This window comes from Brevibacillus sp. FSL K6-2834 (assembly GCF_038592925.1).
GTDB classification, from domain to species: Bacteria; Bacillota; Bacilli; order Brevibacillales; family Brevibacillaceae; genus Brevibacillus; species Brevibacillus borstelensis.
In genome coordinates this window covers 2,772,069-2,796,750 of sequence record NZ_CP151945.1, presented here as the reverse complement: position 1 = coordinate 2,796,750, position 24,682 = coordinate 2,772,069, and the positions used below count along the sequence as shown (strand labels likewise).

The 24,682-nt window shown below is 48.9% G+C and carries 24 protein-coding genes; 8 read left to right on the top strand and 16 right to left on the bottom strand.

All coding sequences use genetic code 11. The features are described from left to right. Nucleotides 1-46: 46 nt before the first annotated feature. The 3 genes from NST96_RS13815 to NST96_RS13805 all read right to left on the bottom strand — a co-directional run bounded on the left by NST96_RS13815 (nucleotide 47) and on the right by NST96_RS13805 (nucleotide 3,355). Entirely contained in the window at nucleotides 47-1,105 is a 1,059-nt protein-coding gene (locus tag NST96_RS13815; protein WP_227277984.1) for a putative 2-aminoethylphosphonate ABC transporter substrate-binding protein, read from the bottom strand. Nucleotides 1,106-1,349: 244 nt separating this feature from the next. Next, entirely contained in the window at nucleotides 1,350-2,348 is a 999-nt protein-coding gene (locus NST96_RS13810) for a histidinol phosphate phosphatase domain-containing protein (protein ID WP_342406518.1), read from the bottom strand. A 530-nt stretch (nucleotides 2,349-2,878) separates the two neighbouring features. After that, nucleotides 2,879-3,355: a hypothetical protein gene (locus tag NST96_RS13805; RefSeq protein WP_024984852.1), complete on the bottom strand. Its 477-nt coding sequence runs from the start codon at nucleotides 3,353-3,355 to the stop codon at nucleotides 2,879-2,881. 119 nt (nucleotides 3,356-3,474) lie between these two features. Here NST96_RS13805 and NST96_RS13800 point away from each other — a divergent pair, with 119 nt between their 5' ends. Together NST96_RS13800 and NST96_RS13795 are read left to right on the top strand one after the other, a co-directional pair. Further along, entirely contained in the window at nucleotides 3,475-4,611 is a 1,137-nt protein-coding gene (locus NST96_RS13800) for a zinc-dependent alcohol dehydrogenase (RefSeq protein ID WP_122958543.1), read from the top strand. Nucleotides 4,612-4,746: 135 nt separating this feature from the next. Then, nucleotides 4,747-4,956: a CDGSH iron-sulfur domain-containing protein gene (locus NST96_RS13795; protein WP_081607731.1), complete on the top strand. Its 210-nt coding sequence runs from the start codon at nucleotides 4,747-4,749 to the stop codon at nucleotides 4,954-4,956. A gap of 6 nt (nucleotides 4,957-4,962) precedes the next feature. On the opposite strand, the gene NST96_RS13790 is transcribed toward NST96_RS13795, so the two are convergent. Together NST96_RS13790 and NST96_RS13785 are read right to left on the bottom strand one after the other, a co-directional pair. After that, nucleotides 4,963-5,526, bottom strand: coding sequence for an AAA family ATPase (locus tag NST96_RS13790; protein WP_003386783.1), 564 nt, complete (start codon nucleotides 5,524-5,526; stop codon nucleotides 4,963-4,965). Nucleotides 5,527-5,740: 214 nt separating this feature from the next. Next, complete coding sequence (locus NST96_RS13785; RefSeq protein ID WP_227277986.1) at nucleotides 5,741-7,090, bottom strand: MFS transporter; 1,350 nt, start codon at nucleotides 7,088-7,090, stop codon at nucleotides 5,741-5,743. Between the two features lie 232 nt (nucleotides 7,091-7,322). Between NST96_RS13785 and NST96_RS13780 the strand changes: the two genes are divergently transcribed. Next, nucleotides 7,323-8,273 carry a LysR family transcriptional regulator gene (locus NST96_RS13780; RefSeq protein WP_311068443.1) on the top strand — a complete coding sequence of 317 codons (951 nt, stop codon included), beginning with the start codon at nucleotides 7,323-7,325 and terminating at the stop codon, nucleotides 8,271-8,273. Between the two features lie 72 nt (nucleotides 8,274-8,345). Here the strand turns inward: NST96_RS13780 and NST96_RS13775 are convergent, their stop codons facing one another. Together NST96_RS13775 and NST96_RS13770 are read right to left on the bottom strand one after the other, a co-directional pair. Further along, a complete protein-coding gene (locus tag NST96_RS13775) occupies nucleotides 8,346-8,705 on the bottom strand; it encodes a Lin0512 family protein (protein ID WP_003386788.1) in 360 nt (119 codons plus the stop codon). Between the two features lie 69 nt (nucleotides 8,706-8,774). Next, a complete protein-coding gene (locus NST96_RS13770; protein ID WP_003386789.1) occupies nucleotides 8,775-10,151 on the bottom strand; it encodes an MATE family efflux transporter in 1,377 nt (458 codons plus the stop codon). A gap of 389 nt (nucleotides 10,152-10,540) precedes the next feature. On the opposite strand from NST96_RS13770, the gene NST96_RS13765 reads away from it, so the two are divergent. Beyond that, nucleotides 10,541-11,455 (top strand): hypothetical protein, encoded by a 915-nt coding sequence (locus tag NST96_RS13765; RefSeq protein WP_342406517.1) that lies wholly within the window; start codon nucleotides 10,541-10,543, stop codon nucleotides 11,453-11,455. Between the two features lie 333 nt (nucleotides 11,456-11,788). On the opposite strand, the gene NST96_RS13760 is transcribed toward NST96_RS13765, so the two are convergent. The 3 genes from NST96_RS13760 to NST96_RS13750 all read right to left on the bottom strand — a co-directional run bounded on the left by NST96_RS13760 (nucleotide 11,789) and on the right by NST96_RS13750 (nucleotide 13,955). Then, nucleotides 11,789-12,634: a nucleotidyltransferase domain-containing protein gene (locus NST96_RS13760; RefSeq protein ID WP_122958557.1), complete on the bottom strand. Its 846-nt coding sequence runs from the start codon at nucleotides 12,632-12,634 to the stop codon at nucleotides 11,789-11,791. A gap of 111 nt (nucleotides 12,635-12,745) precedes the next feature. Continuing rightward, nucleotides 12,746-12,946 carry a hypothetical protein gene (locus tag NST96_RS13755; protein WP_003386797.1) on the bottom strand — a complete coding sequence of 67 codons (201 nt, stop codon included), beginning with the start codon at nucleotides 12,944-12,946 and terminating at the stop codon, nucleotides 12,746-12,748. A gap of 88 nt (nucleotides 12,947-13,034) precedes the next feature. After that, nucleotides 13,035-13,955 (bottom strand): aldo/keto reductase, encoded by a 921-nt coding sequence (locus NST96_RS13750; protein WP_342406516.1) that lies wholly within the window; start codon nucleotides 13,953-13,955, stop codon nucleotides 13,035-13,037. Nucleotides 13,956-14,083: 128 nt separating this feature from the next. Between NST96_RS13750 and NST96_RS13745 the strand changes: the two genes are divergently transcribed. Continuing rightward, nucleotides 14,084-14,308, top strand: a complete 225-nt coding sequence (locus NST96_RS13745; protein ID WP_251247484.1) for a hypothetical protein — start codon at nucleotides 14,084-14,086, stop codon at nucleotides 14,306-14,308. Nucleotides 14,309-14,314: 6 nt separating this feature from the next. On the opposite strand, the gene NST96_RS13740 is transcribed toward NST96_RS13745, so the two are convergent. From NST96_RS13740 to NST96_RS13725, 4 genes are all read right to left on the bottom strand, one after another. After that, complete coding sequence (locus NST96_RS13740) at nucleotides 14,315-15,442, bottom strand: GerAB/ArcD/ProY family transporter (protein ID WP_024984846.1); 1,128 nt, start codon at nucleotides 15,440-15,442, stop codon at nucleotides 14,315-14,317. A gap of 21 nt (nucleotides 15,443-15,463) precedes the next feature. Beyond that, on the bottom strand, nucleotides 15,464-16,690 hold the full coding sequence (locus tag NST96_RS13735; RefSeq protein ID WP_339165996.1) for a Ger(x)C family spore germination protein: 1,227 nt from the start codon (nucleotides 16,688-16,690) through the stop codon (nucleotides 15,464-15,466). Next, nucleotides 16,680-18,314, bottom strand: coding sequence for a spore germination protein (locus tag NST96_RS13730; protein WP_338463472.1), 1,635 nt, complete (start codon nucleotides 18,312-18,314; stop codon nucleotides 16,680-16,682). The genes NST96_RS13735 and NST96_RS13730 overlap by 11 nt, the downstream gene beginning before the upstream one ends. A gap of 303 nt (nucleotides 18,315-18,617) precedes the next feature. Continuing rightward, nucleotides 18,618-18,986 (bottom strand): sigma factor, encoded by a 369-nt coding sequence (locus NST96_RS13725; RefSeq protein ID WP_051925576.1) that lies wholly within the window; start codon nucleotides 18,984-18,986, stop codon nucleotides 18,618-18,620. Between the two features lie 241 nt (nucleotides 18,987-19,227). On the opposite strand from NST96_RS13725, the gene NST96_RS13720 reads away from it, so the two are divergent. From NST96_RS13720 to NST96_RS13710, 3 genes are all read left to right on the top strand, one after another. Continuing rightward, nucleotides 19,228-20,169 carry an MBL fold metallo-hydrolase gene (locus NST96_RS13720; protein WP_039071652.1) on the top strand — a complete coding sequence of 314 codons (942 nt, stop codon included), beginning with the start codon at nucleotides 19,228-19,230 and terminating at the stop codon, nucleotides 20,167-20,169. A 119-nt stretch (nucleotides 20,170-20,288) separates the two neighbouring features. Further along, nucleotides 20,289-20,891: a TetR/AcrR family transcriptional regulator gene (locus tag NST96_RS13715; protein ID WP_024984841.1), complete on the top strand. Its 603-nt coding sequence runs from the start codon at nucleotides 20,289-20,291 to the stop codon at nucleotides 20,889-20,891. Between the two features lie 19 nt (nucleotides 20,892-20,910). Then, entirely contained in the window at nucleotides 20,911-21,252 is a 342-nt protein-coding gene (locus NST96_RS13710; protein WP_171506558.1) for a DoxX family protein, read from the top strand. A gap of 175 nt (nucleotides 21,253-21,427) precedes the next feature. Here the strand turns inward: NST96_RS13710 and NST96_RS13705 are convergent, their stop codons facing one another. Both NST96_RS13705 and infC read right to left on the bottom strand, forming a co-directional pair. Beyond that, entirely contained in the window at nucleotides 21,428-23,767 is a 2,340-nt protein-coding gene (locus NST96_RS13705) for an S-layer homology domain-containing protein (protein WP_228006658.1), read from the bottom strand. A 247-nt stretch (nucleotides 23,768-24,014) separates the two neighbouring features. Then, complete coding sequence (gene infC, locus NST96_RS13700) at nucleotides 24,015-24,500, bottom strand: translation initiation factor IF-3 (RefSeq protein ID WP_122958556.1); 486 nt, start codon at nucleotides 24,498-24,500, stop codon at nucleotides 24,015-24,017. Between the last annotated feature and the right edge of the window lie 182 nt (nucleotides 24,501-24,682).

Below are 24,682 nucleotides of genomic sequence, written 5' to 3'. Positions count from 1 at the left end.
CCTTCCTCCATTTCACTGGATTCGAAGCTTGCAACCACGAATAGCGTTAGTTTTTCGGCTCGCTCTTTGTGCTGAATCGTTTATCCCACTCTGCCAGGATCTTTGGCCGTTCTTTGGCCACTTTGCTTAAATCGTTCTGGATGAGCTGTGATTTGGGATCTTTCGTATAGCCCTCCGGAATCGTCCCGCCAGCGCTGCTAAGCGTAATGATGGCAAAGTTTTTATTGTATTCCTTCATGGCTTCATCCGTAATGGCCCAGTCGAGAAACAGCTTGGCTTCCGGCTTGATCTGTTTCTTTTTGACGAGGGCGTTGGCCTCTACATCCCAGCCAGCGCCTTCTTCGGGGAAGACGACTTCAAGCGGAGCCCCTTTTTTCTTTTCGGTAATGCCCCGGTAACCGAAAGAGATCCCGATCGGATATTCACCGGCTGCAGCCATCTTCGCGGGCTTGGACCCGGAATGTGTATAGAGGGCGATGTTTTCGTGCAATTTGTCCATGTACTTCCAGGCTTCTTCCTCTCCCCAGAGCTGGATCCAGGCTGAGACCGTAAAGAATCCGGTGCCCGAAGAGGACGGGTTGGGGATGACGATCATCCCTTTGTACTCTGGTTTGATCAGATCACGATATGTTTTTGGGATGGGCAGATTGTGTTTTTCCAGTTCCTTGGTATTGACGACAAAGGCGGTCTCAAAGGCATCGATGCCGACCCAGTGCGCCGGCTCTTTCGAATCTCTAAATTCCGGCAATATCCGCTCAATGCCTTTTGGCGAATACGGTTCCAGTACGCCTTGGAATTCTGCTCCCAAAAGCTCAGTCGCAGCTGTACCCCACACCACATCCGCTTGCGGATTGTCTTTCTCCGCAATCAGCTTGGCTACAATGACCCCGGTAGAATCCCTGACGATATTTAGCTTGATCTCCGGGTGTGCTTTTTTGAAGGCGTCCACGTAGGCTTTTAGCTGGTCGTCTTCAAGTGCAGTGTAAACGGTAAGCTCAGATGAGCCCCCCTTGCCCCCGGCAGCCGGACTGGAGGATTGTCCGCAACCTGCGAGAACCGATAACAGCAGAACACCAGCCAAAAATGCGCTATACCATTTTTTCATCCCAAATCCCTCCCCTTTGTTCCCTCTCCTGGCTCCCCTTCCAATCTGCATCGGTTAAGACAAGACCAATTACACATAAATTGATTTGTTTTCCCGTTTTTTAGTTGTTTTTCGTTTTTATTATATAGTGAATTGACTGAATATTTCAAATGTTTTTTTATAAAAAAAGAGCCGAGCTCCTTTGCTCCACTCTTTTCTTACACTTGAAATGATTCCTCTGTATGTGTGATTGCGGTACTTCTTGTTACTGAAGTGCTGCCTCACGGCGGACGCGTTTTTCAAATGTGACGATCTCCGTGTACCCTGCCGCTTTCAGCGCTTTGCGGGCTTCTGGCAAAAAGCTGCCCAAATGGTCGGGGAAATGGGCGTCAGAGGATGTTGTGATCGGAACGCCCTGCTCACGCAAAACTCGCAGAAAGCTCGGGCTCGGGCACATTTCTTTTACGGGGTAGCGATAGAACAGACCCGTGTTGATCTCTGTGGCTGTATCGTGCTGCCGCAGCAGTTGGGCAATGCGCTGATAGTACGGGAGAAGCTGCTCTTCTTCCGGCCGGTGGCCAAATACCTTGAGATTGTCCAAATGCGCGATGATGTCGAACAGTCCGGATGAGATCGCCTCCTCCACTGTCTGAAACACATCGCGATAAAGCAGCCTCAAGTCTGTCTCCGCAAACCGTGACTGTGTATCCGGATTGTCAAACCCCCAGCCGCCGACAAAATGGACAGAGCCGATGACATGATCCCAGGGATATTGCCTAATCAATGGGGCAAGCACAGCTTCTCCGCCGGAAAAATAGTCCGCTTCAATGCCTAGCCGCAAATCGATGCCGTCGGACTCCCAGATCGGTTTTTGCTCCTGAATAAAGGAGACGAACGCATCGATTGAGGTGCAGCAGACCTGATCCAGCCAAAGCTTCTGCATGCGTCCCAGCTCATCGTCTCCGAGATTTATGTTTGCTTCAAAGTAGGGCTTGAATTCCTTGAAGCGGTAGAGATGATCCACGATTCCAAAGTGTGAGAGACCCAATTCTTTGGCCCGCTTACGGTACAAGTCGAGCCATACACGCGAGTAGGCTCCTTGCTTGATTCGCCTGTTCATCTGGTCCGACAGATCTTCCATCCATTCCAGCGCATGTTTTTGGCCAGCCGTTTGACGAAATGAAAGCAAAGCCTCTGCCGTCCGGGTCCACCAACGAAGGGAGTACGGCCCCTCCTCCAAATGGACATGATAGTCTACGTACATGGCATTTTCCCCTCCCGCTTTTGTTCGCCACAGTAATTCACTTGTTGGTTTGTGTGTTTTCTTATTCTTTGTTGGATTGTGTTGCTTTTGTCTGTTGGTGACTATTATACGGGGAGGAAATAGGGATGTACAATTGATTTTTCAAGTGAGCAGAAATGAGCCAGGATCTTTCCTCTATTGACTGCTTGCTCAGATGATCTTCTTTCCGCCGGACTTTCGCTGTTCGTTTTATCTGCAGGATGGCAATCTTTCATAAACCGATTCCGTGAATGTGGAGGTGTATCTAGCGGGGAATGCATTGCCCGTTTTTCCGAATACACAAGAAAGCAGCCGACTGTCAAGTAAGCTCGTTTGTCCCTATAGCTCCTAATGATCAATCTCATGCTGTCTCAATTCCAACGGTGGTCCCGTCATACCTACTCGGCGTAAGGATGCAGTTGATTTGACTGTTACCAAGCAAAAATATGCAAAAAGAAAACGCTGTTTTCCAGGTGGAAACAGCGTTTTTATGGTCGATCTTCTGTTGTGAGCTATTGCAGTTTAAAGCCTTCTTCTAACAAATACCGTTTCGCCTCTTTATGCGACTCGAAGGCCTCCTCCAGGTTTGGACCTGCATAAACATTCCATAGCTCATCTTCCTGTACGAGCTGCAGGGTCTGCCCGTTTGGACCCACCCAAGTTTCGCGCGTCTGTTCCTGAGCTGCATCTGTGCTTGCTTTTGGCTCTGGTTTACGGGACAAGTAATCGATTGAAGCTTGAATAATGGCTCGCAGTTCATCCGCAGAATAATCGCGAATGTTCACCATGCCCTTTGGGTCTGTCGCTTTTTTGGGCAAATGTCCGGCATATACAAAGCCATTGCCGTTCGGATGCAGGTTTTGCACGACGATTTTCTTGTCATGGAGACTCTCTTCGAAATGAAAGTTGAAACGGCCAAGCGACACCGGTTTCTTATGTAATTGCGGAAACGATTCGATAATCGCCAGTTTTTCTTCAAAAGTAAGCATGAATTCCTCCGTGATCCTAATGTCATTTCATATTGCACGATTATATCACAAGCGTTTGTTGGATAGCCAATGGGAATAGCGCCATTCCGTCAGGGGATAATACACACGGGAGGTGAATCATGAAAGCTGTTACGTATCAAGGGTTCAAAGATGTCAAGGTAAAAGAGGTCAACGATCCTAAAATTGAAAAGCCGGACGATATCATTGTCAGGCTGACATCCACTGCAATCTGCGGCTCTGATTTGCATTTGATTCACGGCATGATACCCAACATGCCCGAGGACTTTATCATCGGTCACGAACCAATGGGGATTGTCGAGGAAGCGGGTCCGAATGTCATCAAGGTTAAAAAGGGCGACCGTGTGATTATCCCTTTTAATATCAGCTGCGGCGAATGCTTCTATTGCAAAAACCAGTTGGAAAGTCAATGCGACAATTCCAACCCTCACGGCGAAACGGGCGCATTTTTCGGCTATTCGGAAACGGCCGGCGGGTATGCAGGTGGACAAGCAGAGTTCTTGCGTGTCCCCTACGCCAATTTTGTCCCTTTTCGCATCCCGGATGACTGCGAGATTGAAGATGAGAAACTCGTGTTGATGTCCGATGCCATGGCTACAGCTTACTGGAGTGTAGACAATGCAGGCGTGAAAAAGGGAGATACGGTAATCGTTCTCGGATGCGGGCCAGTAGGTTTGCTTACCCAAAAATTTGCCTGGCTCAAAGGGGCAAAAAGAGTGATCGCCGTTGACTATATCGACTACCGTTTGCAGCATGCCAAGCGAACCAATCAAGTCGAGATTGTCAACTTTGAGGCAGAAGAAAATATCGGCAATCATTTGAAGGAAATGACCAAAGGCGGAGCGGACGTCGTCATCGACTGTGTAGGAATGGACGGGAAAATGACGCCTTTGGAAATGATAGCGACAGGTCTCAAGCTGCAAGGCGGTGCCATGGGCGCCATCGTCATCGCAACCCAGGCTGTTCGCAAAGGCGGCACCATTCAGATTACGGGTGTGTACGGGATGAGATACAATGCTTTCCCGCTCGGCGACATTTTTCAACGGAATGTGAATCTCAGAACCGGACAAGCCCCTATCATTCACTACATGCCGCATTTGTACAACTTGATTGCGGAAGGAAAAGTCGATCCCGGAGACATCGTGACACATGTTTTGCCGCTGGATCAAGCAGAACACGGCTATGAGATCTTCGACACAAAGACGGATGGCTGCATTAAAGTCGTACTAAAGCCATAAGAGGATTTCCTCTGGCTGATTATGATCGATCCCTTTATTTAAAAAGGGTCTGCTGGTGTAAACCGGAAAACAAATTCCGAGATGACAAGCTTGGCCGGAACAATACTCACGATCATCCTTCCGAGGTGATGAAATCTGGAAAACGAGAAAGTCACGATAAAAATCAACGATAACGGCTCCATCCGCGTCAACGGCAATGTTGACCTGATAGATGCGCTCGGCGGCCGGTTTGAGGCAGGCTCCACGTTTTCACTTTGCCGCTGCGGTCATTCAGAGAAAAAGCCTTTCTGTGACGGGACGCATAAAAAAATCGGATTCGAGAGCGCGCCGCGGGCGGGAGGATGACTCCTGCTAGTATGGACTGTCTGTTTCTTCGATGATTCCTTGGGCCCACACCCTCCCCCATATTTCATCGAGGGTTTGCGCTGCGGTTTGGTTGGTGGTATCCAGCCACAGACCGATCTTGGGTGTCTCTTCCCGCAAGCGCCGATCAAGCTCGTCTGCCGTCCAAAGTCCGTACCCTGTTTTTGGGCGACTCTTCTCCCTCTCCATTACGGCTTCCGGACGGGGAGCCAGAACGATTACATACAAAGGCCTGCTTTGAATCCTCGTCACGGTTTCAGCGAGGAAGGAACCGATTATGACATCTTGCAAAACGACGGTAAATCCCGCACGGTAGTATCGATCAGCGGTCGAAGCCGCTATTTCATGCCGCAGGCTGAGCTGCCGGACGGACTCTTGGGATGTCTCCGGCAGCATTTCTTCTCTTCCGTTGACGATCATCTTCCGAAACGCATCTCCCCGCAGGTGGACACTCTTTTCGAATTTCTCCGCAAGCATTTGTGCGATCGTTGATTTTCCTGCAGCCATGACTCCCGTTATGAGAAATATTCCGTTTCTGTTTTCTTTTTGCATCTTGTATCCCCCTTATCTGACCGCCGCCGTTATTCCCGATCCGAATTATTTCACGCTCGTCAGAACAAGCCGGATAAAATCGATAAGCGTCTTCTCTGGAAACAGCTAAGCAAGAATGATGACCAGACAGGTCTTCCTTTCATGATCTTCATCCTCTCTTTGCCTTTCTTGCTCTACGATTGTGTTGCGTTCACGGGTACACGAATTCCCGTCATCAGGCATCCGCATGAAGCTTTCCTGCCTGACTCGTTTTTCTCATCAATGTGAAGTAAATCGACACCATGGCGATGTACAGACACGCCAAGACAAAATAGATGCTGCTGTAGACAGATGCCTCGCCGGATAAAGGGGCAACGATCACGTTACCGGCGGAGCCGCTCCCCAGATCGACGATTTTGCTGTAAACACTTGCAAAAACAGCTCCAGCGATAAAGTTCAAGAGAGACATCATTCCCATGCCGACCCCAACCTGATCCTTAGGCAGCAGTTTGGAGGTCGTATTGGATAGTGCAATTAAAATGAACGTCTGGCCCACATTGCCGAAGATGAGAATGACGGCGATAAGGACCGGGGAGAACCCGGCAAAGAATGACAGCAGGACAAAGCAGATAAAGAGCAATGCCGTAGCCGTATAGAACAAAAAGGGATTTCCTTTTGAATCTGCCAGCTTCCCGCCAGTCCTTCCCAGAATGGCCGCCGAGATAGCGGCCGGCACCATGACAAAACCGACGACTCCGGGAGCGAGTTGATTCAGTTGGGACAGCATCTGCGGGCTTAGAAAAGGAAGCGCGTAGCCGATTCCGCTTGCCAGAAAAGCAAGCACGAGCATGAGCGAGTAGCTTTTGTTTGCAAACAGTCTCGGTTGGACAAAAGGCTCGGTTGAACGATGGATGTGAAGCAAAAACAAGGCAAGCAAGATGGCTCCAGCCAATGCGAGCATCCATCCTCCATTCGTAACAGCCAAAAGCACCAGAGCCACCGTTCCTGCCAGCAAACCAGCGCCGATCCAATCCAGTTTGCCTTTCCGTCCGGGCTCATCGTCCAAATACTTTCGATAAAACGGGAGCGTAATAAGGGTGAGAAGAGGGATACAGAACAGCCACCGCCAATGGACAAAGCTAGCAACGAACGCCGCTACAATTGGCGCAAGCGCCCCACCCAGCGCAAGTCCCGTAGCAGATATGCCCAGAGCGCGTCCCCTGCTCTCCGGTGGAAAATAGCGGATCGGTATGATCATGCCTGTTGCCGGAATAACCGAAGCCCCTACTGCCTGTAAAATCCGTCCAAGCAGAACCATCCAAAATGCTTGTGCGGCCAGACCGATCATCGAGCCAACTGCAAAGGCTGCCAGTCCAAAGGTGAGCAAGCTTTTCAGCCTGTATGTGTCCGCCAGTTTGCCATACGTGACGCTTCCGATCGCATAAATCAGCATGTACGAGACCGACACCCAGCTGACCTGCGCGAAGGAAAGTTGAAAATCAGATCTGATCTCAGGCAGAACGATATTGAACATAGTCGCGCTCATCACTGAGATGACGAGCGTGACAGCCAATAGTCGAATCAATTTTTCTCCCGCTTGATGTACATCAATCTTGTTTATGGGTAAACTCCCCTTTCTTTCAGATTGTTCTGATGTGCGTCACCTTTGTGTGTCCTCTACATGCACGGTTTCACCAGGTTGTTTCACTGTTGTCGTCTCGCACGATTTATTCTACAATCGATACTATAGAAATAAAAATATTTATTAATATATCTCTACATATACTGGGGGATATGAATCCGGGGTGATAGATGATATGGAACTGCTGCAGTTGCACTACTTTCGGACAGTTGCCAGACTTGAGCATATGACGAAGGCAGCCCAAGAGCTGCGTATTGCACAGCCTGCTCTCAGCAAGACCATTTCACGGCTTGAAGAGGATCTCGGCGTTCCGTTGTTCGACCGTCAAGGCAGACAAATCCGCCTCAATATGTTCGGCCAGGCATTTTTGAAAAAGGTGGAAACGGCGTTGACTGCACTGGAAGAAGGGCGCAGAGAGGTGGCCGATATGGCGGGGATGGAGCGCGGCAGCATTTATGTAGCGACTCCTACCTTGCATCGCTTGTCTGAGCCGCTAGGTGCTTTTCTGGCTCTGCACCCAAACGTGAATTTTCGGATCACACAAGCTTCTCTGGAGGAAATGTCGCGTCTTATGGAAAACGGCGATGTCGATTTTTGTTTTACTGCCGTCCCTATTGAAGGTGCGGGCATTCATCAATTGCCCGTACTGAAGGAGGAGGTGTTTTTGGCGGTGCCTCCTGGGCATCGGTTGGCTTCCAGAAAAAGCGTATCGTTGAACGAGGTGGCCCAAGATCCATTTGTCGGGTACAAGGAGAGCTATCCTTTTCGGAAAATGAATGATGAGTTCTGTCTTCAGGCAGGGTTCAAACCCAATGTCGTCTGCGAGGTTGATGAGCCATCCGCGATCAGCAGCCTTGTTCAGGCAGGACTCGGCGTCGCTTTTGTGGGCGCATGCAAAACCGACAAGAAATCTCCATTGATCAAGCTGGATATTGAAAGCCCGGTTTGTCAGCGAACGTACCAGCTTGCGTGGCATGAAAAGCGCTATCTCTCCAAGGCAGCTAAGAAGTTCCGGGAGTTTGTCGTGAAATATTTTACCGATATGCAGCAAGGAGCAGCTGCACCTCCCGTTTTGCAGGAAGTTGCCGCTTCACAGGCAACAAATAAAAAGAACCCGGCGGTATAACGCATCACCGGGTTCTTCCTTTCCCTTCCAAATAGGAAAATGGTTTTTCCTTGTAAGGCTGCAGGCAGCCGCTCAATAGCCTACTTCCACAGAAGCGATGACCACATAAGCGAGATCATTTTTATCCTCCTTGTCAGCAAGGACGACACCGCTGCTCGTGAGCATGCCTCCCTCGACAACGTCAAAGGTGACTTCGCCGTATGGCAATTCTGCACGAACGGCAGCCAAATCCAGCTTGTCCATGTCAGCCGGCACAGCGAGTCTGACGTTTACTTTCATCATGTTGATGTCATGATTCGGCAATACAGATCGCAGACCCGGCATCGAGTTGTGGTGGATTGCATTTTGCACCGCTCTCACGGCTGCTTTTGTCACGTTTTGGCCGTGCAAATCAACCCCCATCCCGATCTCGATAAACATTACTTTATCCATAACAGGTTCACTCCTCTATCAAACTTTGGTCGCCATCTCTATCTTACCATCTTTTCACGGTCAGCCGCTTTACGCAGATGGATGCACCAAAGACTTTTGTTCCCACGCTCTGCTTCTCCAGCGGAAAAACATGATGATTCCGCGCATCCACTCATCTGCCGCAATCGCCAGCCAGATTCCCGCCAAGCCCAGATCGAGCGAAAATGCGAGATAATAGCCGAGCGGCAGGCTCATGCAGACCATCGACAGCAGCCCCATATAAACCGGAAATTTGGCATCCCCTGCCGCGCGCAAGGAGTTGATCAGGATCAGGTTGAACGTCCTGCCGGATTCCAGCAGTATGCTAAGCAAAAGGATCTGCGTCGCCAGAGCGATTATCTCCCGATCTTCCGTAAAGAGCTCGATGATCGGCACTCGGAAAAGGATAATGACAATATTAACGGCAATGGTTAAAAACAGGCCCCAGCGCAAGCTTCGCCACACCCGCTTATACGCTTCCTCGGTCCGCCCGGCTCCGACCATGCGGCCTGTGATAATCGCCGTCCCCATCCCGATAGCCAAGCTAAACAGATAGATGAACGTAGAGATGTTCATGACATATTGCCGTGATGCCATCTCGACAGCCCCGAGGAGTGTCGCGTAATAAAGAAACACCGTCTGACACGCATTGTAGGTTACCTGCTCAAACGCGGAGGGAATGCCGATCCGCAAGATTTTTTTGATGTATTCCATGGAAAAGCTGAAGTAATCCCGGACCGCGATCTTGACTTCCATCAGACGGTATAGCAGCCAGAAAAAGATAAAGAGGGAGATGAGCCGGCTTACAACGGTTGAGATCGCTGCACCTTCCACTCCCAGCTCTGGAAAGCCGAGATGGCCAAAAATCAACAGGTAATTTCCGATGACGTGAATGACATTCATCCCCAAGGATACAAGCATCGACTCTTTTGTATAGCCATACGTCCGTATAATGCTGGCCAGCGTATTGATGACTGCTTGCAGAAAAAGCCCGCCACCGACAATCGTAATGTAGGTTTGCGCGTAATGCAAAATCTCCCCCTGCAGATTGACAGACTGGAGCAGGGATTTTCCAAACAGGATGAAACAGGTGCTGATCACAACGCCGATCATCAGGTTCAATGTGACGGCAATGGCGGAAATTCTCGCCGCATCTTCCCGTCTGTTTGAGCCGATATACTGGGCAATCACGATGGAAGCTCCGTTTCCGATAACCTCCATGATCAAGATGGCGATAAAAATATATTGATTGGCCGCTCCAACCGCCGAAACGGCATTGTCCGAGACCTCGCTCAACATGAAGGTGTCGGCACTGCCCATGAGCATGAATAAAAACAATTCCAAAAAGATGGGCCAGGTCAATACAAAGAGATTGAAGTCTTTTGGAGTCGTCTGCTTGGTTGCAGCCTTGGTTGCGATTGATTTCATGATCGTACCTTTCTAACCCTTTGTCTGAGGCGACACCGCATGATGCAGGTGTTGACCAGCGGCTTTTTGAGTTGTTCTCGCATTCTTATTAAGGACAAAATGAACTGATCTACCTAGATGAAACTGTTCTTTCTTTGCAGAGATCATCTCCTTGTCTAACAGCATTGCAAATTTTAACAGCACTAACTTTTTTGCAAAACTTATTGTAAGCCAGTCCAAGAAATTAATAAATAGTTTAGCGGCGAATAAGATGATTTGCCTGCAGATATGGAATGAAAGGGCAACAAAAAGCCGGCTTAGCTCCTGTAGAGAGCTGCCGGCCGCACAGGCTATCTTTCGCATGAGGTTTTTAAGCTTCTCTTTGGATTTGCTCTTTTTAACAATCCCCCTTGGTTCATCCAGAGGATTTTTTCTCTGCCATAATCGGATTTACCGAACAAAAACAGCTGATCGACAGGTATTTAGAGACCATCATTAATTATTCAAGGAGTCATGGATACCTTGCCAAAGCATTACTAGATAGATACTTACTAGAGCGAGATGATTTTGTTCGCCTTGAAGAAACTTACCAGCGTGGAATAGAATTAACACATTATACTGAGCATCTAGATCCGCACGACTACGTTCAATTCTATTATCGTATGGGAATACATGCCTACGCACTACAGAGATACGACGAATGCATAAACTTTTGCAAAATTGCCTTTGATAGAGACGAATCAGATAATCATATGAAGGCCGAAGCTTTAACTGCGGTCATCGGCTCCTACCTGTATTTAGACGATACAACTTTGGCAGAGGTTTACCTGAAAGAATACAAAAACAGTCAATTTGCTGATTTCAAACAAGACCATATACAAGCAATGATCTATTCAAAGAAGGGTCAGTATGATAAATCAATCAGTCTATACAAAGAATTGCTCCATTCTGTAGATAAGGAACGTCGAATATCTATTGTAGTCGATCTCATAGAGGATTGCTTGCGCCTCGGAGACACAAATACAGTAAACGAAATAATTGCTTCCGAGGCTACTTTCTTCCCTTCTGTTCCCATCAAGAATCCAAGACGTATTGAAAAGATGGCAAAATATTTAAGACTTAAGGGATTTTATAATTTCTCGATTGATAAGTTTGACGAAGGAATCAATCACACATTGGTTAGTGCAACTCATTTCAACCAAATTGGTCAATACAAAGAGGCAATGAATTGTGTCGGATTTGTACTGAAGTCAATTGAGGAAAGCGAAAGAAGTATTCCATCTGAGATCATAGAAAAAATCTCAGATATATGCAATCATAGTTAATAAAACAGGAGGAGTTTTTTATGCAAAAGTTCTTAACGCTGTTGTGTTCAGTTCTGCTTTTGGGATTTTTTGCTTTATCCTCTGATATTGAGCAAACATTAATTAAGGCTCCATCTGTCATCATGTCCGTAGATCCTGAATGGTAATTTTTCATTAACATGTAAGAATGGGCTACCTCAAAATAGACACCCTATTTGAGAAGTAGCCCATTTTTTTAATAAAAACCAATCAGAACCGTTTAACGGAAGAATGTGTTAGCACCCAATACCACTCCAAATTCTTGGGCGAGTACTACCATACGCATGGTGCTTTCTGCTCAAATAGCGGGTACTGTTAGCTGCCTAATAGCTGCTCCACTTCAGCTACCAGCTCCCGAAGCTGCTCTACCCCTCTTCTCGTGCTTGCCTCCTCTACAGACAACAAGGTAATGACCTGATCGATCCTGGCCTTGTAGTCCTTTGGCTTGACAGAAAAACGGTCGATCATCATTGCAGCCTTTTTCTCATTGATGCAATATTCTTCATTCTTGGCAAATAATACTTGGTTCAAGCATGCAATCGCCCGAAAGCAGCAGCCAGCCACGTAGGTCACATCATCTTTGTCAACGTTTTTATCAGCGAACATCAGAGAGAACGATGCTTCAAACATGAAATACCCGATCATTGCCTGCTGCAAGGCTTTTGGATACGGCTTGGTTTTCGCTTGCAAAGCGGCTAGTCTCTTGGCCGGATCGCATAAAATCCGGCAGATCGACAGCTCGCCCATATACATCACATTCAAATAAGCATGTGGATGCCCGGTTTGGTAATTCGCGGTGACAGAACCTGACAGGCAATCATCGATTACTTGCGAGACCCTGTTTACATCGCGAAAGATAAAGTCCACATGGTACCCTTGAACGACCAGCCATCCTCCGCCGTTTACCCACGGACCCCAAGCGCCCAGAGGTGTGATGATGTTTTCTCTGTGCTCGTCATCCAGCTTCGTGGCGATTTTTCCGATCTCGGCTGCGTCAAAACCACCGGCTTCGTCATAATAAATGCCGATGTCGATGTCGGAAGTGGGGCGATGAGTCTCTCTAGCTCTGGACCCGCCTAATACGATTCCTACTACGCCAGGTACGCCTTGCAAATGTTTCGCAACATCTTCTATGATTTTTTGTACGGTCAAAAAGCTCATCTCCATTTTTTGAATCTGATCATCTACAGTTATTTGTCCATTTTTTCACCCTCCGCTGATACGGCAACCTGGCCATGCCATACCTTTATTGTTTGATCGCATGAGGCGCTGCTATATGTGATGCGTAAATAAATAGGACAAGAAGAAATAAGCGCTGATTGCGGCTCCGCCCATGAAAAGAACTCCGCTTTTCGTCTTCTTCTGAAACAGATGAAGAAAGCCAAAGCAGAAAAGAACTCCCGTTACACTAAAATACGCGATGCCCACCCAGAACACATTCCACGGCAAAAGAGACAAATCTACCGTACCCAAAAAAACACCACCTTGTTTCTACTTTTCTCTCGCTTGAAAAACAGTTTTGTTTTATTGCTTGCAAACGGGAATGGCATTGGTTTTCCAATCACGCCTTCCACGCTTGTGGATGGTCCTCGTTCACCAGCTCTGCCGCTTTGGCGTTCGCTTCCACCTGAGATGGACTCTTGCATCCCGGAATCACCGCAGTGACGGCAGGATGCTTCAAGCACCAGGCCAAAGCCCACTGTGCCATGTCCGTACCCGCAGGCACTTCGTTTTGCTTGATCTCTTCGACCTGCTGCAGCAAAGAGCGAACGCGCTCCTGGTCGTGATTATGGCGTACGTCATTTTCGGCAAAGACGGAACCCGGCTTGTACTTGCCGCTCAGATAGCCGCTTGCCAGCGGGACGCGAGCCAGCACCCCCAGGTCATTCTCCATGCACGCGGGGAAAACCTGCTCCTCAGGGGTACGATCCAACCGATTGTAGACGACCTGTATTGTCTTGGCGTTTACCTTCGGGGCCGATCCTGTCTGATGAATGTTGTCATTCTTGGCGATGGAGAGGCCGAGATGGCGAATCTTCCCTGCTTGCACCTGTTTGTCCAGCACCGTCCACAGCTCGTCATTGTCAAAGGCTTCATCGGGACCGGAGTGGAACTGATACAGATCGATATAGTCGGTCTGCAGCGCCAGAAGTGACGCGTCCAGCTGTTTCAATACATCGTCTGCACTGTAGTTGTTCGTCCGTGTAAACTTGTCGTGGAAGTGATGGCCGAACTTGGTCGCTACCACCCAGTCTTCCCGTCGATCCTTTTTCAGGAAGCCGCCGATCAACCGCTCCGAGAAGTGATCGCCGTAGCACTCCGCTGTGTCGATCAGATTGATGCCCAGTTCCTTGGCTCTGTGCAGGATGCGATCCGCTTCCTCCTGGGAGAAATCCATACCCCATTCGCCGCCGAATTGCCATGTCCCGATGCCGACTACTGACAACTTCAACTCTGTTTTTCCCAATCTGCGATATTTCACGAGAAGCCCTCCTCTATCTTTGCTAAATTGCTCTGAGCCCCGGACTGTCTCCCTGCATGCTTGCGGGAATAATCCGTGGTGATTGGCAGAAAATACGCGTAATGTCTCTTCCACAAGAGGTGGACTCCATGAAAAGCTTGTTGATCTTTCTTTTCCTGACAATCCTGTCTCTGCTATTTGCAATGGCAATGGATGTTTTGATCGGCCTGGGTGCTCCGGCATCCTTGCAAAATCTGGCAAACCTGTTCTGGATCATGTCTCCCGCTGAATATATCCTCGTCATTTTCCTATTGATCGTGGTTGTCTTTCACTTTGCGCACACCTTCAAGCATGCAAAAGAAACGAAGCGATAAATCGCCTTACCTCTGCTGTTCAGTGGAAAAGCCACTTTCCCCGCGATTGCCGAGAAGTCTGCGAATAAAGGAACCAACCAACAAAAACAGCGGAATGACGGTCACGAATAACTCAAGCGTATATTTCAAATAAAAGTCCCCTTCTACAGAATGCTCGGCATGACTGCCGGCAATATTCATGGAGGAGAACAGGATGATTACCCCGATCGGGAGGATCAGGCTGCGAAGCTTATCCACCTTGAACAGATCGGCAGCACCGATGACCGCCGAATAATAAAAGATGGAGATTTTAAAGAAATTGACGATGATCAGGGTAAAGACGACAAGCGCATCCAGTCTTTGCAGGAAATTGGCAATATCCACCTTGCTGAGAGTGATCAGCAAGGGAAAGGTTGAACGCTGGACGAGGTCAGCGCCAAGAACGGAAATCTCCAGAGCGGTTATCAGGCTTAAAATGATCCCGCTTACAATCAACCCCGTCATCCCCGCCCGTCTGGCACGCCCCGGCTTTGCCAGATAGGGAAGAATCATGGCAAAGCAGATGATCTGTCCGAACGGAAAGGTGTAGGTTTGCGACACGACAGCCTGAAAGATTGGTTCCCATCCGTTCTCCAGAACTGGCTGAAGAAGCGTAAACTGGACGATCCCCGAAAATATCACCAGCAGGATGCCGACACAGACCAATATCATCACGATGCCGAAAAACACTTCCCCGGTTCTGGCCAATACCTCAAACCCTTTGTGCAGCACGTACGTAATGGCGGCGAGCATGAGAAAATGCAGCAGAAACAAAGGGGTCTCATCATATACAGAGTTAAACAGCAAATCGCCGATGTCACGTGTAATTCGAGCCGACCCATAAATGAAAAAGGCGACGTACAACAAGGAAATGGGCCACCCAAGGACATTTCCCAGGATTTTTCGTATGTAGCCTGTCAAAGGAATGGCTGGATATTGCCGATACAAATACAAGTATACCTGAAAAATAAGCAAACCGGCTATCAGCCCTGCCAAAATGGCGAGCCATGCATCTTGCCCCGCATCGGCTCCCAAGGGGATAACCAGTGAACTCCCTAATTCAAATAATACAATCAAGCAAAACAATTGTCTTGGACTGATTCTGATTTTTTCCATGTGGGATGGGCCACCCCCGCTTCATTCATCCCTGATTTTCTTGTCTCGCTTTAGTAAATATGGTTCAGTGATCATCCCTGGCTGGCGGATAAACGCTTTCACCTTCACCTCCACTGGCAGTTGGGAAAAGCGGTCTGGCCAGTCCAGCTTTAAATGCCCCCATGCCTTCGGGTCTGCCCGGCGGATTACTTCTCCAAATCCAAAAATATCTGTTTTGTACTGTTGGGCTGCTTTCACGGCCGACATGATCTGAAGCATCGTTTTATCTTCCAGCTTGTTTGCCAGTTCGTAAATGACCGCTGGACTGGACAAATGAATGGCGCATTTGACATCTGCAATGCTGGCTTCTTCCGTTATCGTTACGGTGATTTGCGGCTTTCCTTGAACCACCTTTCCTTGGATATCCGTCTTGGAACGGGTAATCTCGATTCCGACTTGATCCTTTTTTCCATCGCAATCGACCATCAAAACGGAGCTTTTTAAACTGCCGTGAAGCCAATTCACACCGCGTGCTTGCTCTCCTTCCAGCCAACCCACCAGCTTCCCGGTTCTAAATGCCCCGATCCCGCCGATCTTCTCGATAACATCCGGCTTGGTCAATTGGATATTTTCCACACGCTGGCCGGCTCGCGGATTTCCAAGGAGCTCGACCGCGCTTATCATCGGTTCTCTCCCTGGGTTTCCAATAGCCCGGATTACATCATCGAACTCGATTTTGATGCTTTCTCCCCACAGCTCTTCGGAAAATTCCAATGCGCCTACCCCTGCTGTTGCTGGAATCTTTTCCATCGGTGTGACGATTGCCAGGACTTCTTGGGCAGTTCTGCCCTTGGCAATAACCAAGCGGGCCGTCAAACGGATTTCATTGGACCGCTCAAAAGAGTCTAACACCCCGTTGATGCCTTGGCGGGCTAGCTGTTCGCCAATCATGATGTAGCGAACATGGGAGAAAAAAAGCCGTCGCGGTGCTTTTTGCGAGGCTTTTCGAGCGGCCTCAAAAAGGGTTTCCCCCGTTTCCGTATAAACGGTGACTGGCCCCATGTTTTCGTCCCCTTGCCCAACCGTTCCCGAAATCACGGCGGAAGGGTTGACCACTTGAAAAGAAAAGACGTGCTCATTCTGATTCTTTCCCTTGTCCAATCCAATCGCGGTAACGATGGCCAGCGTACCAAGCTCCCGATTATTCCAGCAGCCTGTCAAAAGCAGAAGGGCCATGCACAAGATCATCAGCAGGCTTCTACTCCTCATGGCGCTCCCCCTCCGGCCTGTTATTCTGCTTTTTCAACATCGAGTGTCCGCTTGGCTCCATCTTTTTGATGTTCTTTTTGTTTATCGCTTTCGTGCGGGTGGCAAGCATCCAGAGGGGCAGCCGGACGAGCGCATCCTTTTGGTCATCCATCTGAAACGGGGCATAGGGGCTCAAATACGGAATGCCAAACGAGCGCAGACTGCTCAAATGCGCAACGAGAACAATCATAGCCAGTGTCAATGTGTAAAAGCCAAAAGTCGCCGCCAGGATCATCAGAACAAAACGGATGAGCCGTGCCGACACAGCAAGATTGTACGCAGGCGTGGAAAAGCTGGCGATTCCCGTAATGGAGACGACAATGACCATCGCGGGCGAGACAATCCCTGCCTGTACCGCTGCCTGCCCCAGGACGAGGGCGCCAACGATGGACACCGCCTGGCCCACCGCCCGCGGCATGCGGATGCCGGCCTCTCGCAATATCTCAAAGCTCAGCTCCATCAGCAGCGCTTCGACCAGCGCCGGAAACGGCACACCTTCGCGGGTAGCGGCCAGGCTGAACAGCAGTGGAGTCGGAATCATCTCCTGGTGGAAGGTGATAGCGGCGATATAGATGGACGGCCACAGCAGGGATATCAAGAAGCTTGCATAGCGGAGCAAGCGGATAAAGCTGCTGATGTCATAGCGTTGGGCGTAGTCGTCCGATGCAACGAAAAACTGGGTGAACAATGCGGGTACCAACAATACAAACGGGGTCCCGTCTACGATGATGGCCACCCTCCCATCCAGAAGGTAGCGCGATACCAGATCGGGACGTTCGGTATTGTACACAGTGGGAAACGGCGTCATCGTCTGATCCTCGATGAGCTGCTCAATATTCCCCGCCTGCAGAATCCCGTCCACTTTTATGCCGGTCAGCCGCTGTCGTACTTCTTCTACAATTTGGTCACTTACAATCCCGTTCATGTACATAATAGCCACATCGGTATGGGTGATTTCTCCGATCCGATACATCTCCAACCAGAGATTCGGGCTTTTTATCCGTCTGCGTATGAGTGAAATATTCGTCGATATGGATTCATTAAAACTATCCTTCGGTCCCCGGATCGACAGTTCGGTCGTAGGCTTTTCGATGCCTCTCCATTCTCCGCCAGACGTGTTGCAGCCGATAGCCACCGGGAAGTGATCAATAAAAATAATTGTGTTCCCGTCCATAACGGTGTTCATGACTTCATTCCAATTTTCAACCGTGTCGACTTCTCCGACCGGCAAGGCGTGATTTCGGAGAAAATGAAAGACCTGCTCTCCGGATGCTTCGGAGAGGCGCCCCCTATCTTTGGAGAGCATCAGCGGCTGGATGACAAATTCGTTTAGCTGGGGCTGATCTACCAGACCCTCGTTATAAATGGCCGCAACCCGAATTTGCGGATTGCTCCCCAATTCAAACTGACGCACTTTCAAATCAGGGCTGTTTCCTGTTTCTTCCCGAAACCTTTTGATGTTGATGTCAAGGTCTGTGTCTAACGGGCGGTGACCGTCATCTATGGCGGAACCTTGATGGTTCTCGTCTCTGTTTCGGTTGCTGCTAGTCCTTGTCTTTTGAGTAAACTTCCTGATGAACTTCATCTTCAACACCTATATCCCCATCGTAGTATGTAAATTATTTGCAATCTATCAGGGGGATATGCACTTGAAAGACTCGCCCGACTTCCTGCAAAACAAGAAACAAGACGAAGCAGCTTCAGCTTCGTCTTGTTTCGGTTCGGCTTCGTCTTTTCTTGCCTTTGTTATCTCAGTTGATCTGCTATGGACAGCAAATCCGCTTTGGTAACATTCTTGGATGTTGAAGTAATGGTGTAGAGTACAGCGGCCCCGTCTTTTTGCTGAGTCCAGTTGAGTGCATGGGCCTCTTTTGATTCAATGAGGAAATTATTTGCAATTTTTGTGCCGCAGAAAAAGTGATTCCGAATCTGGGCTCGGCTCAGGCAGCTCCATGAGCTTGCCTCGTTCATACAATCGAAATTTGCGCCATAGCTTCCGGTTCCAGTTGGGTACCTGTCGGATAACAACACCGGTTATCCAGGATCGGAACGGTTTATCAAAGTCGTACCGGTACAGCGATTTAAACACTTCTACGTAGACCTCACTGACGACATCAGCTGCATCCTGCTTGTTGTTGACAAGCAGCGAAACGGTCCCGTACACATAGTCCTTGCTGTGTGCGTAGATTTTGCGAAAAGCGTCCTTGTTGCCGCTTCTCGTACTGCGGATACACTCATGCAATTCTGTTTCTGTCATAGGCGGCCGGCCCCCAAGTGCTTATTTCACTACATATTGGTTCCGACATCCGAAAAGGTTCGGTTATCAGTTCAAAGCAAATATAAACAAGACTCGAAAGCGGTATGTATCATCTATAAGAATTTACACTGCCTGGCACAATCACGAAAATACTGCGGCTAAAAAATGCACATCGATCTCTTTACTTCAAAGTTGGGTCGTTGCTATAGTGATTACGATGCTAAGCAAAAGGAGTTTTGGCATGCTACCTACATTGTTATCGTGGCTGGGCGGGGCGCTCGCTGTGCTCTTCGTCATCCTGCTGGCTTATATCGGGTACCGCTATTGGTACCACATGGGACGGCTTCCGAAACCCCCATCCCGGTCTATCCGGAATAAACCGATGCCCGCAACCTGGAGAGATGAAGAGGTTACGTTTACCTGGGTGGGACACTCAACCATTCTAATCAATCTTTTTGGCACAAAAATTCTGACTGATCCCGTGCTTGGGGAAAAATTGGGGCTTCGCATCGCGGGGATTCACTTTGGGCCGAAGCGTTATACGCCACCCGCTCTGAGCTCTGCGGAAATCGGAGATGTGGACATTATTTTGATCTCTCACGCTCACATGGATCACGTCGATCTGCCCAGCTTGCGGGAGCTGGCTCGTCCATCCATCCATGTCATCACTGCAAAAAACACCAGCAGACTGATTGCCCGCATGCCTTTTGGTTCGTATGAAGAAATTGCTCCGCATGAAACCGTACGTACTGCCAGCGGAGTGAAGATTACGGCTATCCCTGTCCGGCACTGGGGCAACCGCTTTCCATGGAATAAAGATTATGGCTATAACGGCTACATCATTGAAAAAAACGGGGTACGCATCCTCTATCCGGGAGACACGGCCTACACATCATTTGAGGAACTTCCTCGTGCTTTTGGAAGCATTGACATTGCCTTTATGCCGATAGGTGCCTATAAGCCCGATGCATATCAAGCTGCCCACTGTACTCCGGAGCAAGCTTGGGAGATGTTTAAACAGAGCGGAGCCAAATGGCTCGTTCCCATCCATTGGAATACGTTCGTTCTCTCCCAGGAGCCTGTTGAGGAACCTATTCAACGGCTGCTTGCGGCAGCTGGCGATGAAAAAGACCGCATCGTCATTGAGGAACAAGGCGAAACATTTGTCCTTCCAGTCTCTTAATCTGGAAGGGCTTTTTCTTTTTCCCCTCTATCTTCTTGACTGGAAGTTGATTCCTTTGTTACATTACTCGTAAGTAACATTACTTTTGAGTATCTTTTTGTGGAGGAGGATTGGCTATTGTGGTTCGTGAAAAGGGGTGGAAAGGGAAGGAAAGTCGGAAGCGGCTGCTGGAAGCTGCTGCGGAAGAATTTGCATTGCGGGGATTCCACGAGACAAAAATCAGTACGATCGTAAAGCAGGCGGGATTGACCCAGCCATCTTTTTACCTCTACTTCGCCAGTAAAGAAGCCATTTTCGATGAAATCATCCATGACTTCCGGTCTGGTCTGGGCGAGCTTACGGCGTCCATCCGTCTGGAACCAGGGATCGAGCCGGAGCATTTGCTGCAGCGGATCGTACAGGCGCTGGAAATGGTTTTCAGCTTCCTCGTCCGCAATCCGCATATGACTCGAATCGGGCTCTTCCTTGCTCCGCAAGCGGAACAGATCAAAGAAGATCTGACTTCTCTCCTGCTTGAAAACTTGCGTGCCGAGCAGGAAGCGGGTTACTTTCGGGCCGATGTGGAGATGGCGACGGTCGCGGAATGTCTGCTCGGGATGATTGAGCGATTGACGGTTACACACCTGTTGCCGGGTAAACAAACGCCAGCACGATTGGCGAAGCAGGTCGTCGATGTTCTCATGTACGGCATGCTGCCCCGGGAGTCAAAGGCCAAAGAATAACATAATGGAGGAATAACCGGTGGGACTGATTATCATGCAAGCCGTATTGTCGCTGTTTCTTTTGTCAGGGGGTATCATCAAGCTCGCACGCGTTCCGTTTCAAGTCGAGCATTGGAGCCATTATCACTATCCTCTCTGGTTCATGTCCGTTGTCGGCATTCTTGAGATCGTGGGAGCGCTGGCGCTGATTGGCGGAATATGGAACCGGTATTTGGCCATTGGCTCCGGGGTACTCTTTGTCGTTCTTATGGCGGGGGCGATCCACGCCCATCTGTTTCGAGCAGAGCAGCCGATTGTCACCATCCTGCCGGCGGCAATCTGCCTGATTCTATCTGTCATCGTTATCAGCTCAAGGCTCTGAGGATTCACCACAAGACAGCAGCTATAAAAACCGTAGACCATTTACGCTTCCCTTGCTTTCATGAGGCAGTCGTACAACGTAAAAAAGATTCAGGATCGACTCAAAAAATGAGCCCGATCCTGAATCTTTTTGATTTCCCCTATATTCTGTTCCCTGCTGAACGGAAGGCTACCCGTTATCGCTTGTTTACAACGATCAGATAAACCTGGCCGTCCGCATTCGTCCACAAGTCGACTTTATCGGAAGACTTCACTTCGTCCTCATCCATATCAGAACCGTCGTAGTATTTCACTTTTGCGTCCTTCGACAGCTTGATGCTCGTGGAGACGTTGTTGAAGAAGACGTATTTATCTCCGTTTACACGGGCTTCAATTCCAATGAACTTTTCTTCTTCCTTGGTCAGAGTGCCTTGTACAACGGCTTTCGTCACTTCGCCTTCACGGTTCATTGTCAGTGTAACCAACTCAAATTGGTCGACATCATCTACCGTATCCGCGTTCAGGACCTTGTATGTCTTGCCGTTTACTTCGATCTCGGCCGATTTGGTCGAGCCGTTTTCATTCACCACTTCTACAGAATCGACTACGCCGCTGAGTGTTTTGGCAGCACCAGTCACCGCTTTTACCTTGCCGTCGTTGTTCAGTACGAGTGTATACTCTTTGTCGTTGGTGTCTGCATTGTCATCAATCGATACTCCGGAAAGAAGCTCATAATCCTTGCCGTTCACCGTAATGGTTTTACCCGATTTCTCGGTTACATAGCCCACTACCGTCTGCTTCTCAGCAGTCAGCTCGACGATATCATTGGTTCCCAGATTGTATTTCCAGCTGACGATCCGGTAATCATTCAACTGGTCGGCCTTGATTGTTGTTGCGGAGACCGAGTTTCCGTCGATAGTCAGCTTCGCGTTTGCCAAGATGTCGTAGGTTTTGCCGTCAACCTTGATCGTCGCCAGTTTCGTCTGACCTTCATATGCTGTCGTATCGTCTACCAGCTTGCCTTCCGAGACGCCTACGCCCTGCTCCACTTTGATCAAATTTCCGTCCTGGTCAAAGGTGAGAACGGCAACGCTGTTGTTTTTCAGATCATCCAATTCCGATACCTTGTCCTCGTCGACATAGAGCTTCGTATCTTGAAGAACTTCGTATTCATACCCGTCAAAGCTGATCACGTTGTCATCCGCATCGACCTTGATCGTTTGTGTCGTGCTCAGCTTCGTGTAGGTGACAGCAGACGCTTTTCGGTCAACATCCAGTGTCAGCTCAACGAGGTCCCCTTTGGCAATGTCAGCGAACGATCCCGTTGCTTCCTTGGCCAGCGGATGAGTTTTCCCCTTGATGACAGCATTTGCGGTCAATTCATACGTTTGATCGCCGACTTGAATCTCTTTCTTCGCTTTTGTGCCGCTAACGGTCGAGGTCTTTTTCACGAGACCGCTCGTTGCGTTATCCGAAATGGTAATGGAGGCTACCTTTCCGTCCTCATCCATAACGGCCACGAATTTCTTGCCGATGTGAGAGCGGGAAACCGTTACGCCGCTTTCTACTTCCAGGATGATCTCTTTCCCGTTTACGATCGCCTTGAATTGTTTTTCGTCCCCAACCGCGCTGGAGAAGTTCAGGCCTGTTTTCACGATGCCTTCGACGATATTGGTGTCAGCAGTCACTACGTTCAGGAAAGCGATTTTTCCGTTTTTCACGATGTACTCGACTTTGGCTCCTGCCACGATGCTGCCGAATACTTGCGCATTGTCAGCGATCGTCACTTCTGTTTTTTGTCCGGTCAGCTTCAGTTTTTTTGTAGATTTGTCGTAGGAATCGACAGTTCCTTTTACGACAGGAAGCTTCTGGACCGTGCCTTTTGCATTTCCGTTCTTGTCGTAATAAGCGCCATTGGCGTAAACAGGCGTCTCCATGAAGAAGTCGGTGAACTTGGCTACGACATCACGTCTTGCTGCTGCAGTCGGTTCGTCCTTTGAATCGTAAATGCCCGCCTTGTTGGCTTCGAGCAGATAGGGATAGTACCATTGTCCGGTAGTCGAAGCCGGTACGCTGATTTTCAAGCCTTGTACATAAACGGTCAAAGCTTCTGCGACTTTCACGGTATTGTTCGGTTTAAATGTGCCGTCCGGGTACCCTTTGATAATTCCCTGAGAAACGGCAAGATTTATGTAGCCTGTTGCCCAGTGATCCGCCGGCAGGTCTTTAAACGCTGTTTTTCCTTGCATCAGCTTGGCTTGCTCGTCGGTGTATCCCATTGCCAACACGGCAATTTTGGCAAACTCTGCACGAGTAACCTCTTTTTCGGGCTTGAATGTGCCATCCGTATAGCCTTTCAGGACTCCGGCATAATTCAGCTTCAGGATCGCTCCTTTATAAGCATTCGATGCAATATCGGACAATGGAAGAGCAGTTGCGGCCAAACCGGTATTCGACACCGCCAAAAGCCCGGCCATAACAGCGCCTGCCAGTCCTTTTTTTACTGTTTTTGTCGATAAAACTTTGAAATGATGCAAAATAACTCCCCCATTACTCATTTTGATTTTTGATTTTTTTTGGGATGCATGATGTTTGCGGTCACGAATCGTACTTTTCGTAAATTTTGGTCATATACGATTCTGTCAGAAATAGTCTATACGCTTCATGAGCAGGTGATTACTTGACGATGGATTGTCGAGAAAAGTTGCAAGGGAAAGGATGGTAAAGAAAAAGTGCGCTGTTCAAGGCTAACTGACAATATACGACAACAAACTATACAATTTCTCAACAAGGAAAAAGCACGGCAACCACTTGCTTCCCGCTCACCTGGATGCCCTTTTCCTGTCTCCCGCAATGACCCAACTCTTTGACAAGCTGCTCGATCAATTCTTTTGCCTGCTGTGTCTCTTTTTTCTCCAAACGAACACATAGCTGTACGGCATCTCCGAAGTGCAGGATTCGCTCCGCCTGCCTTTTTTTCGTATCGTAATCGTGCTGTTCAATATATGCACTAAGACGAATTTCCTTTGTTTTATGGCCTTGCGCCGCTTTGCGCTCCTTTTTCTTTTCCTGGACGCGCTGTTGTTGATACTCATCCCGACTGACAAGCTTGCATGGCGGCGGACTTGTAGCCAGTGACAGACAAATCAGATCGACATTCAGCTCCTTGGCCATACGCAATGCTTCTTTGGTAGAAACGATGCCCAGATTTTCTCCCTGAAGTCCGGTCAGCTCCACTTCGGAGGCTTTGATTTTTTCATTCATCAGCATATCGCTGCACCGTCCTCTTTCGATTTCGTTCCTTCCCATTTTCTTATACTTTCCTAAATAGTCAAGGCACGCAGCATGGTTTCGATGATGCCTCATACGGTTTGTGAAACGATCCGTTTTTGTTTCTGCGGCCGTTTTCGGTATAATGGAGGGATGACACTTGGCACGGAGGCATCGACTAC

Bases quoted from the DNA above. Each gene is read 5' to 3' on its own strand.
- NST96_RS13815 (WP_227277984.1), bottom strand. From the start codon at position 1,105: ATGAAAAAATGGTATAGCGCATTTTTGGCTGGTGTTCTGCTGTTATCG.
- NST96_RS13810 (WP_342406518.1), bottom strand. From the start codon at position 2,348: ATGTACGTAGACTATCATGTCCATTTGGAGGAGGGGCCGTACTCCCTT.
- NST96_RS13805 (WP_024984852.1), bottom strand. From the start codon at position 3,355: ATGCTTACTTTTGAAGAAAAACTGGCGATTATCGAATCGTTTCCGCAA.
- NST96_RS13800 (WP_122958543.1), top strand. From the start codon at position 3,475: ATGAAAGCTGTTACGTATCAAGGGTTCAAAGATGTCAAGGTAAAAGAG.
- NST96_RS13790 (WP_003386783.1), bottom strand. From the start codon at position 5,526: ATGCAAAAAGAAAACAGAAACGGAATATTTCTCATAACGGGAGTCATG.
- NST96_RS13780 (WP_311068443.1), top strand. From the start codon at position 7,323: ATGGAACTGCTGCAGTTGCACTACTTTCGGACAGTTGCCAGACTTGAG.
- NST96_RS13775 (WP_003386788.1), bottom strand. From the start codon at position 8,705: ATGGATAAAGTAATGTTTATCGAGATCGGGATGGGGGTTGATTTGCAC.
- NST96_RS13770 (WP_003386789.1), bottom strand. From the start codon at position 10,151: ATGAAATCAATCGCAACCAAGGCTGCAACCAAGCAGACGACTCCAAAA.
- NST96_RS13760 (WP_122958557.1), bottom strand. From the start codon at position 12,634: ATGAGCTTTTTGACCGTACAAAAAATCATAGAAGATGTTGCGAAACAT.
- NST96_RS13745 (WP_251247484.1), top strand. From the start codon at position 14,084: ATGAAAAGCTTGTTGATCTTTCTTTTCCTGACAATCCTGTCTCTGCTA.
- NST96_RS13740 (WP_024984846.1), bottom strand. From the start codon at position 15,442: ATGGAAAAAATCAGAATCAGTCCAAGACAATTGTTTTGCTTGATTGTA.
- NST96_RS13735 (WP_339165996.1), bottom strand. From the start codon at position 16,690: ATGAGGAGTAGAAGCCTGCTGATGATCTTGTGCATGGCCCTTCTGCTT.
- NST96_RS13730 (WP_338463472.1), bottom strand. From the start codon at position 18,314: ATGAAGTTCATCAGGAAGTTTACTCAAAAGACAAGGACTAGCAGCAAC.
- NST96_RS13725 (WP_051925576.1), bottom strand. From the start codon at position 18,986: ATGACAGAAACAGAATTGCATGAGTGTATCCGCAGTACGAGAAGCGGC.
- NST96_RS13720 (WP_039071652.1), top strand. From the start codon at position 19,228: ATGCTACCTACATTGTTATCGTGGCTGGGCGGGGCGCTCGCTGTGCTC.
- infC (WP_122958556.1), bottom strand. From the start codon at position 24,500: ATGCTGATGAATGAAAAAATCAAAGCCTCCGAAGTGGAGCTGACCGGA.